Annotated in this window: 8 protein-coding genes; 3 read left to right on the plus strand and 5 right to left on the minus strand. The window is 72.7% G+C overall.

What is annotated here, in order from left to right; translation table 11 throughout:
* The first annotated feature begins 13 nt into the window (after positions 1–13).
* Positions 14–526, plus strand: a complete 513-nt coding sequence (locus tag ACFFHU_RS17410; RefSeq protein WP_377340200.1) for an RloB family protein — start codon at positions 14–16, stop codon at positions 524–526.
* A gap of 110 nt (positions 527–636) precedes the next feature.
* Here the strand turns inward: ACFFHU_RS17410 and ACFFHU_RS17415 are convergent, their stop codons facing one another.
* Together ACFFHU_RS17415 and ACFFHU_RS17420 are read right to left on the minus strand one after the other, a co-directional pair.
* Positions 637–1,590: an alpha/beta hydrolase gene (locus ACFFHU_RS17415; RefSeq protein ID WP_377340201.1), complete on the minus strand. Its 954-nt coding sequence runs from the start codon at positions 1,588–1,590 to the stop codon at positions 637–639.
* An 87-nt stretch (positions 1,591–1,677) separates the two neighbouring features.
* Entirely contained in the window at positions 1,678–2,361 is a 684-nt protein-coding gene (locus tag ACFFHU_RS17420; protein ID WP_377340203.1) for a TetR/AcrR family transcriptional regulator, read from the minus strand.
* Positions 2,362–2,470: 109 nt separating this feature from the next.
* Between ACFFHU_RS17420 and ACFFHU_RS17425 the strand changes: the two genes are divergently transcribed.
* Complete coding sequence (locus ACFFHU_RS17425) at positions 2,471–3,235, plus strand: ThuA domain-containing protein (protein WP_377340205.1); 765 nt, start codon at positions 2,471–2,473, stop codon at positions 3,233–3,235.
* Positions 3,236–3,303: 68 nt separating this feature from the next.
* On the opposite strand, the gene sigJ is transcribed toward ACFFHU_RS17425, so the two are convergent.
* From sigJ to ACFFHU_RS17440, 3 genes are all read right to left on the minus strand, one after another.
* Positions 3,304–4,236, minus strand: a complete 933-nt coding sequence (sigJ, locus tag ACFFHU_RS17430) for an RNA polymerase sigma factor SigJ (RefSeq protein WP_377340206.1) — start codon at positions 4,234–4,236, stop codon at positions 3,304–3,306.
* 616 nt (positions 4,237–4,852) lie between these two features.
* Entirely contained in the window at positions 4,853–5,842 is a 990-nt protein-coding gene (locus tag ACFFHU_RS17435; protein WP_377340208.1) for an alpha/beta hydrolase, read from the minus strand.
* Positions 5,843–6,013: 171 nt separating this feature from the next.
* Positions 6,014–6,847 carry an SAM-dependent methyltransferase gene (locus ACFFHU_RS17440; RefSeq protein WP_377340210.1) on the minus strand — a complete coding sequence of 278 codons (834 nt, stop codon included), beginning with the start codon at positions 6,845–6,847 and terminating at the stop codon, positions 6,014–6,016.
* A gap of 194 nt (positions 6,848–7,041) precedes the next feature.
* Here ACFFHU_RS17440 and ACFFHU_RS17445 point away from each other — a divergent pair, with 194 nt between their 5' ends.
* A complete protein-coding gene (locus ACFFHU_RS17445; protein ID WP_377340211.1) occupies positions 7,042–8,496 on the plus strand; it encodes a pectinesterase family protein in 1,455 nt (484 codons plus the stop codon).
* Positions 8,497–8,658 lie beyond the last annotated feature (162 nt).

Here is an 8,658-nt window from a genome sequence, read left to right on the forward strand (position 1 = left end):
GCGTAGGCCGGCAGTGCGTGAGCAGCGCCGTACCGTACTGATCGCGACGAATGGCGAATCGACGGAGCGCGCCTACTTCAGCGGCCTCAAACAGGAGTTCACCACCCACCGGGTGATGGTGGTTGTGGAGCGCGGATCGCCACTCGAGGTCGTCCGCGGAGCAGCGCGACGACGGGATGCCAACGATGTGGATGAGGCATGGGCCGTCTGCGATGTTGATCAGTACCGGACTCAGGAAACCGACGCGGCGGCGACGGCCAACCAGGTCCGGCTCGCCTGGTCCAACCCCTGCTTCGAGATCTGGCTGCTGCTGCACTACGTCGACTGCTTCGGCTACGTGAAGAACGCCGACGAAGCGACCGAGAAGCTGACGAGACACATCCGGAACTGGGACAAAACCGCGTTGGACTTTGACCTGTTCCGCACCAGAGTTGGGGCCGCGGTGCGGCGGGCGAAGCGGCTGGGGGAGCCCCCCGAGGCCAATCCCTCGACAGCGGTCTGGCAGGTGGTGGAAGCCCTGAGCTGATGGCCTCGTGTCGACCCGCCGCCGAGGGTTGCAACCTCGAACCTCGCCGACGCCAAGGAGCGCGCCAGCGGCTACACAAGGCATGACGACGGGACAGCCTGGCCAGCAAATCATCCAGTGATCGGTCTTACGGTGCCCGCCAAGTGCCGGCGGAGGAAGGCCAGCTCGCCCTCGACGGCCTGCTCGTGCGCGTCGAGGAACGGCGCGTAGTGCCCGCCGGGCAGGTGCAGCACCTCGCCGCGCGGCGCCCGGCGCGCGGCGCGGACGGCGGGTCCGATCGGCGCGGTGCGGTCGTCGTCGCACACCACCATCAGCAGCGGGCAGCGCACCCGGGCGGCGTCGCGGCCCGGCCGGTAGGAACCGGCGGTCAGCGCCGCCCGGGCCGCGATGGCCTGCTGCCACCGCGGGTACCTGCCGTCCGGGTCCAGGATCCGGCCGCCGTCGACGGCGTCCGGTGTGGTCAGCAGCGCGAGGGTGCCCGGCGGGCCGGCTAGCGGGACCAGCAGCGGCTCGCGGCCGAGCAGCCCGCCGAGGGCGTCGAGCAGGCCGCGGCCGATCATCCGCAGCATCACCGGCGGGCGCTGGTGGCGGACCGCGTTGCGGGTGGTGGCCGGCCCGTCGACGCTCGGGCTCTGCCCGATGACCGCGGCCAGGCCCGCTCCCCGGGCGGCCACCCGGACGAGGTGACCGGCCGAGGCCGAGAAGCTCCAGGCGGCCACCCGGCCCGGGTCCACCCCCGGCAGTGTGCCGGCGAAGGCGATCGCGTTGCGCCAGTCGGCGAGCTGCTCCCCGATGCGGGCCACCTGGCGCGGCCGGCCGCCGCTGGCGCCGAAGTGCCGGTGGTCGAAGGCCAGGACGGTGAAGCCGGCGTCGTGGAACCGCGCGGCGAACCGGTCGGTGCCGGGCTCCTTGGTGACCCCCAGCCCGCCGGCCATCACCACGCAGCCGCCGTTGGACCCGGGGTAGTGCCAGGCGACGCAGTTGGCGTCGCCGCTGGCGAACCGGACCTCCCGCCGAGCCGTGGACTCCCGTGTGGACGATCGTGCCGGCTGCGTCGCGCTCATGCTGATCTCCCCCCGAACCGATGGTCGTGGGTTAAGTGAACCACGCGGTTCACATCGGTGTCTACGGGTTGTGACCCGGCCGGGTGGTCACCCGTCCGCGGACTCCTCGCGATCGAGCGCCCGGGCCAGCGCGGCGAATCCGGCGTCGACCCCCGCGTCGTCGCCGCTGGTGCGGGCGTCCACGAGGAACCCGCGCAGGGTGGCGAGGACCATCTCGGCGACCTCGAGCTTGCGCCGGTCCGACCAGTGCGCCGGGCACAGCGACAGCAGGGAGGGCAGGTACTGCGCCGACGCCTCCCGCCCGAGCGGCGCGTACCGGTCCGGGTCGTACATGGCCAGCCCGATGGCCTGGTCCAGCACCCGCGCCTCCCGGCTGACCAGCACCGGCCACACGGCTGCGATCCGGTCGGCCAGCGCGGTGGGTTGGCCGGCGGCGTCCAGGCTGCGTTCGATGCGGCGTTGGCGCAGCTCCGTGACGGCCTGCACCATCAGGTCCTCGACCCCATCGAAGTGATAGAGCAGCACCTTGTGCGTGGTTCCCGCGGCCCGCGCCGCCCGCCGCAGCGAGAAGTCGACCAACCCGTTGGCCGCGAGGTCGTCGGTGACCCGGGCGAGCAGTTCCCGACGCCGCGCCTCGCCGCGCGGGGACCGGGTCGACCGCCGGTAGCCGACCCCACCGGAGGCTTCGCCTCCGGCGGCGCCGGGTGCTTCGCCGTCGGCGGTTTCGCCTCCGCCGGGGTCCGCACCGTCCTGGTGCTGGGTACGGGTCATCCCAGGAACGGTAGTGGTTGCCACCGAGCGGCGGCGGCACGCGTGCCGGCGCGCGATCGGGAAGGCTGGCGGAGGACGAGGGAGATCGATGAGGGTAGCGTCAGCAGTCATGATCCTGTCGGCACTCCTGCTCGGTCTGGCCGGGTCGACGGCCCCGGCCGCGCCGGGCCGCGCGCCGTACACGGTCCTGGTCTTCTCGAAGACGACCGGCTTCCGCCATGACTCCATCCCGGCCGGCATCGCGGCGATCAAGAGGCTCGGCCGGGAGCACGGCTTCGCGGTCGACGCGACGGAGGACAGCGCCCGGTTCACCGACCGCGACCTGGCCCGGTACGCCGCGGTCATCTTCCTGTCCACCAGCGGCGACCCGGTGACGCGGCCGGCGGAGAAGGCGGCGTTCGAGCGGTACATCCGGGCGGGCGGCGGCTACCTCGGCATCCACGCCGCCGCGGACAGCGGGTACGCCTGGCCCTGGTACGGCGGTCTGGTCGGCGCGTACTTCCAGGATCACCCGGCCATCCAGCGGGCTCTGGTCCGCGTCGAGGGCCACGGCGTCGAGGCCACCGCGGGCCTGCCGGACGAGTGGTGGCGGACCGACGAGTGGTACAACTTCCGGACCAACCCGCGGCACCGGGTACGGGTCCTCGCCACGGTCGACGAGCGGACGTACGACCCGGTGGGCGACGGCGGCGGGTCGATGGGGGCGGACCACCCGGTGGCGTGGTGCCACCGCTACGACGGCGGCCGCTCGGTGTACACGGCGCTCGGCCACACCGAGGCCGCGTACACCGAGCCGCTCTTCCTGCGGCACCTGCTCGGCGCCGTCCGGATGGCCGCCGGCCGGGCCGGCTTCGACTGCGAGCCGGAGGACTGATCCGGCGGGCGACCCGGGCCCCGAGGTCCGCGCCCAGGCCCGGCGCGCCGGGCCTGCGGAAGCCGGGATCAGCCCGCCGTCGTCCAGGGGCGCAGCTTTTCCGGGTTGCGCACCGCCCAGATGTGCCTGATCCGGCCCTCCGCCACATTGAACGCGAAGACCGTCACGGTGACGCCGTCCTCCATGCCGACCAAGCCCGGCTGGCCGTTGACGGTCCGCTCCACGAGCGTCATGTCGGCCGCCGCCCGCGCGATGTTGGCGTAGGCGAGCGCGACCGCCTCGCGGCCCTCGAGCGGGTGCAGCGCCGCGGGTGCGAGCCCGCCGCCGTCGGCCACCATCGTCACCTCCGGGTCGAGGAGGCCCACCAGGGCCTGGATGTCCTTGGCCTCCCAGGCCCGCTTGAAGTCGCGGACCACGGCGGCCTGCTGGGCGGTCGGGCTGGCCGGCGCCTGCGCCGCGGCGATGCGACGGCGGGCGGACGTGGCCAGCTGGCGGCACGCGGCCGGGCTCCGGCCGACGATCCCCCCGATCTCGTTGAACGGGTACCGGAAGACGTCGTGCAGGATGAAGGCGACCCGTTCGGCCGGCGTCATCGACTCGAGAACCACGAGGAACGCCATGTTCACCGACTCGTCGAGGGTGACCCGATCGGCCGGATCGAGGGCCGCCGCGCCGGACCGCGCCCCCAGCCACTCGGTGGGCTCGGGCACCGGCTCCGGGATCCACTCGCCGACGTAGCGCTCCCGTTTCGCCCGGGCCGAGCGGAGCTGGTCGAGGCAGACCCGGCTGGCGACTGTCGTCAGCCACGCGCCGGGGGAGGCGATGGCCTCCTGCTGCGGCGGGGTCATGGCGTACCAGCGGGCGTACGTTTCCTGCACGGCGTCCTCGGCATCGGCCAGCGAGCCGAGGAGTCGGTATGCGAGATTGATCAGGTGCCGCCGCTCGCTCATGATCGCGGTCAGGCCTGGTTCGGCCGGTTCGGGCTCGGGTCGGATGCTCATGATTCGGACGACTTCCTGCTCGCGGCTGCCTACGCCGGTACGACGAGCCACCGCGGCGGATTGTGAGGCCGCGCCTGCTCACGTTCCGTCCGGCCGCGTCGTCGTACCCGGGGGTGATCTGAAGACATCATCCGGCTGGCCCCTCGGATGGCGCGCTGCGGATGCCCAAGGTGCCCACCGAGATGGTCGGGCGGGACGAGATCCGTGCCGGCGGCGAGGTCGTTTCCGGGGGCCGCGGGCGCTCGTCGACGTCGCCTCCTGCCGTCAGGCGCCGGCCCGGCGGAGGCGTTCGGCCGCCTGCGCCCGCAGCGCCGCCCCGCCGGCCGGGCTGCCACCGCACAGCGCGATCTCCCAGGCGTTGTACGCGGCAGCGGCGGCGCGACGGTGACGCCGGAAAGCTCGGCCGTCAACCGAGCGAACACCTCCGCGCAGCGGGCGGCGATCTCCGGCGAGTCCCCGTGCAACACCTCCTTTACCACGACCTCCGCGCCACCCGTCAGCCGCAGGCCGAACACCATCGAGACCTGTTGCGTCCGGAACAGCACGTCGGTGGGTTCGCCGGCCAGCTGGTCCCGACACCAGGCAGGCAACCAGGCCGGCAGCAGCGCTTTCCGGGTCACCTGCTCGGGGGGCCGTCCGCGCCGATGGCGTGCAGCAGCATCGGCAGCGACCGGTGCAGCTCGCGCTGCCAGTACGGCCAGCTGTGCGTGCCGGGACCGTAGAAATCGGTGCGCACCCGTACGCCCCGCTCGCGCAGTTGGGCGACGAAGTCGAGGTTCTCCTGGTAGATCAGCGCCTCCAGGCTGTCGGTCCGGCCGGGTTCGTCGAACGGCCCGGCCGTGCCGTCGCCGCTGGCCACGAAGAGGTCCGTGTGCCGCAGCCGGCCGGCCAGATAGTACGGGTCGTGGGCCCGCCAGATGTTCCGCTGTGCCACCGGGTCGCCCCACAGGTCGTTCGGGTCCAGGCCGGTGAAGCCGAAGAACGGCAGCCAGAAAGCGGCGTCCCGCAGCGGGTGCACGACGCCGCTGTAGGAGGCCGCCGCCCGGAACATGCCGGGGTGGCGCGCGGCGTACGACATGGCGCCGAAGCCGCCCATCGACAGCCCGGCGACCGCCCGCCGGGTGCCCGCGCCGTAGCCCCGCTCGAGGATCTGGCGCACCTCGCCCAGGTGGAACGTCTCCCACGCCGGTACGCCACCGCGGCCGCCGTTCCACCAGTTGCTGTACCACCCCGCCGCGCCCGCCTCCGGCATCACCACGAGCACGTTGCGCAGCTGCGGGATGCTGGCCACGTCGGTCGACCGGGTCCAGCTCACGTACGAGTCGCAGCAGCCGTGCAGCAGGAACAGCACCGGCCAGTGGTCCCCGCGCCCGCGCCGGTCCCACCCGTCCGGCGTGAGCAACCGGACGTTGGCGGTGGTGCCCAGCGCCGGTGAGGAGATCGTGAGGTCGACCAGACGCTGCCCGACGACCGTCTCCTGCGTGACGTACGCGCCGTCGCCGGCCCGTACCGGCGTCCGGCCGGTGGCGCCGGCCGCCGGCCCGCCGACCGTGGTCACGGCGAGCCCGACCAGCACGGCGAGGCTGACCGCCCATCGTCTGCGCATACCCACTCCTCCCGAGCATCCGTTGATCGGCTGCTCAGCAGCGTCGATCAACGTCGATCATTGCCCGGGTGTCGCGCGGGAGCGAAGACGTGCGCGGACCACGAGCGGCCAGCGCGCCGTCGCGCGCGCCGGCCGGCGGCTGCGGCACGACGAGCGGTCCGGGCGGGCCGATCAGCTGATCCGGGCGACCGCGCCGTAGACGGCGGTCTCCGCGGCGGTCGGCCGGGGTGCGACCTCGTCGTCGGCGCGCCACTGCGCCACCGAGACGATCCCGGGCGGCACCGGCTCGGTCCCGGTCAGGAACCGGGCCACCTCGTCCCGGCCGCGGAACTGGAACGGCACCCGGGTCCGGTCGCCCGCCTCGTCGACCGCCGAGATGGTCTCCGCCGGCATGTGATCGTCGGTGGCGTGGCTGAGGGTGAGGTAGCTGCCGGCCGGCATGGCCGACACCAGCCGGGCGACCGCTCCGTACGGGTCGTCGGCGTCCTTCAGGAAATGCAGGACGGCCACCAGCATGAGGCCGACCGGCCGGTCGAGGTCGAGGGTGGCGCTCAGTTCGGGGTGGTCCAGGATCTCGTCCGGCCGCCGCAGGTCGCCGTCGAGGTACGCGGTCCGCCTCTCCGGGCTGCTCGTGAGCAGCGTCCGGGCGTGCACGAGCACGATGGGATCGTTGTCGACGTACACGACGCGGCACTCCGGCGCGATCGCCTGGGCCACCTGGTGCGTGTTGTCGGCCGTGGGGATGCCGGTGCCGATGTCGAGGAACTGCCGGATGCCGGCCTCCCGAACCAGGTAGCGCACGGCCCGGCGCAGGAAGCGCCGGTTCTCGATGGCGGCCGTGCGTACCGTGGGAAAGGCCGCGGCCACGGCGTCGCCGGACTCCCGGTCGGCGGCGAAGTTGTTCCCACCCCCGAGCCAGTAGTCGTAGCGCCGGGCCGGGTGCGCCACCGTGGTGTCGATCCGCGAATCCAGCGGCCCGGTCTCGGCGCGTCCGATCTCACTCACCGCAAGCCCCCCGTTTGCGCGCGGCCGGCGCCGTGCCGGCCATCCGGCCCACCATGGTAGGCGCGCGCCCGAACCGGTCGAGGCTCAGAACAGCGTGGCCGGACCAGCCGGCCAGGATCCCACGCTCCGGGAGGCCGGGAAAGCGGGGCCCAACGTATAGATATACGTGAGTGTCTAGTCGTACAGTGAGGGATGTGAAAGCGCTTACCGAACATCGGCGGCCGTTTCTCCTGGTGGCCGTCGGGGCCGTTCTCGCCACCGTGGGCTCGCTCGGGACGGCCGGCCCGGCCCGGGCCGCGGCCGGGTGCCAGGTCGGCTACGCCGTCACCGGACAGTGGGCCGGCGGGTTCACGGCCACCATCCGGATCACGAATCTGGGCGACCCCGTCGACGGGTGGCGGTTGGACTGGACGTTCCCGGCTGCCGGCCAGGCCGTCACCCAGGCGTGGGGCTTCACCGCCAGCCCGGCCAGCGGCGCCGTGGTGGCCACGAACGTCGACTACGACGCCGTCATCGGCTCGAACGCCACCGTCGAGGTGGGCTTCAACGGCAGCTGGAGCGGCAGCAACCCGAGCCCGACCGGCTTCGCCCTGAACGGCGTCGCCTGCACCGGCTCGGTCCCGCCCACGACGGCCCCGCCGACGAGCGCGCCGCCGCCGAGCACCGCGCCACCGCCGAGCACCGCGCCGCCGACGAGCACCGCGCCACCCACCACCGGGTCGCCACCCACCACCGGGCCGCCACCGACCTCGGCCCCGCCGTCGAGCGGTACGCCCACGGTCGCGGCCGACGGCACGGGCCGCTACCGGACCGTGCAGGCGGCCATCGACGCCGTACCGGCCAACAACGGCCAGCGGGCGGTCATCACCATCAAGCCGGGCACGTACCGGCAGGTGATCACGGTCCCGGCGAACAAGCCGAACATCACCCTGCAGGGTCTCGGCTCGACCCCGGCCAGCACGCTGCTGGTCTACAACAACGCCGCGTCCAGCACCGGCACGTTCAACAGCGCGAGCATGTTCGTCAACGGCGCCAACTTCGTGGCCGAGAACCTCGCCATCGCCAACGACTACGACGAGAACAACGGCTCCTCGCAGGCGGTGGCGCTGAACCTCAACGCAGACCGGGCCGTGCTGCGCAACGTCCGGCTGCTCGGCGACCAGGACACCTTCCTGGTCAACGTCAACGCGCGGGCGTACGTGGTCAACTCGTACGTCGAGGGGACCGTCGACTTCATCTTCGGGGACGGCACCGCGGTGTTCGCCAACTGCTCCATCTACGAGAAGCGGTCGTCGGGCCAGGGACCGATCACCGCGGCCCGGACGGACCCGGCCAAGCAGTACGGCTTCCTGATCTACAAGTCGACCGTCACCGGCGCGGCGAGCAATGTCACGTACCTGGGTCGGCCGTGGGGACCGAACGCTCAGGTCCTGTTCCGGGAGTCGTCGCTGAGCGCGACCATCCACACCTCGCAGCCGTGGCTGGACATGTCCGGGAACAGCTGGCAGAACGCGCGGTTCCTCGAATACCGCAACACGGGCGCCGGCGCGGGCGTCAATGCCAACCGCCCCCAGTTGAGCGACGCGCAGGCCGCCAACTACACCCCCCAGCGCTACCTGGCCGGTCCCGACGGCTGGAACCCCACGTAGCCCGCCGGCCGGAAAGGAAGGGCCCCCTCTTATCGTTTTTTGGGCTCTTGTGACGTTGTCGTGGGTGGGTTGAGCATGTCGTAGCAGCGCACGCCGTTCTCCGGCCTACGGTTCCGGTTGTCGAGACTGGAATCGGGCATAACGGAGAACGGCGTGCGTAGT

The organism is Plantactinospora siamensis (genome assembly GCF_042434095.1).
Lineage (GTDB): Bacteria > Actinomycetota > Actinomycetes > Mycobacteriales > Micromonosporaceae > KBS50.

Coding starts and splice junctions, on each gene's coding strand:
- ACFFHU_RS17415 (WP_377340201.1), bottom strand. CDS start 1,590: ATGAGCGCGACGCAGCCGGCACGATCGTCCACACGGGAGTCCACGGCT.
- sigJ (WP_377340206.1), bottom strand. CDS start 4,236: ATGAGCATCCGACCCGAGCCCGAACCGGCCGAACCAGGCCTGACCGCG.
- ACFFHU_RS17420 (WP_377340203.1), bottom strand. CDS start 2,361: ATGACCCGTACCCAGCACCAGGACGGTGCGGACCCCGGCGGAGGCGAA.
- ACFFHU_RS17425 (WP_377340205.1), top strand. CDS start 2,471: ATGATCCTGTCGGCACTCCTGCTCGGTCTGGCCGGGTCGACGGCCCCG.
- ACFFHU_RS17435 (WP_377340208.1), bottom strand. CDS start 5,842: ATGCGCAGACGATGGGCGGTCAGCCTCGCCGTGCTGGTCGGGCTCGCC.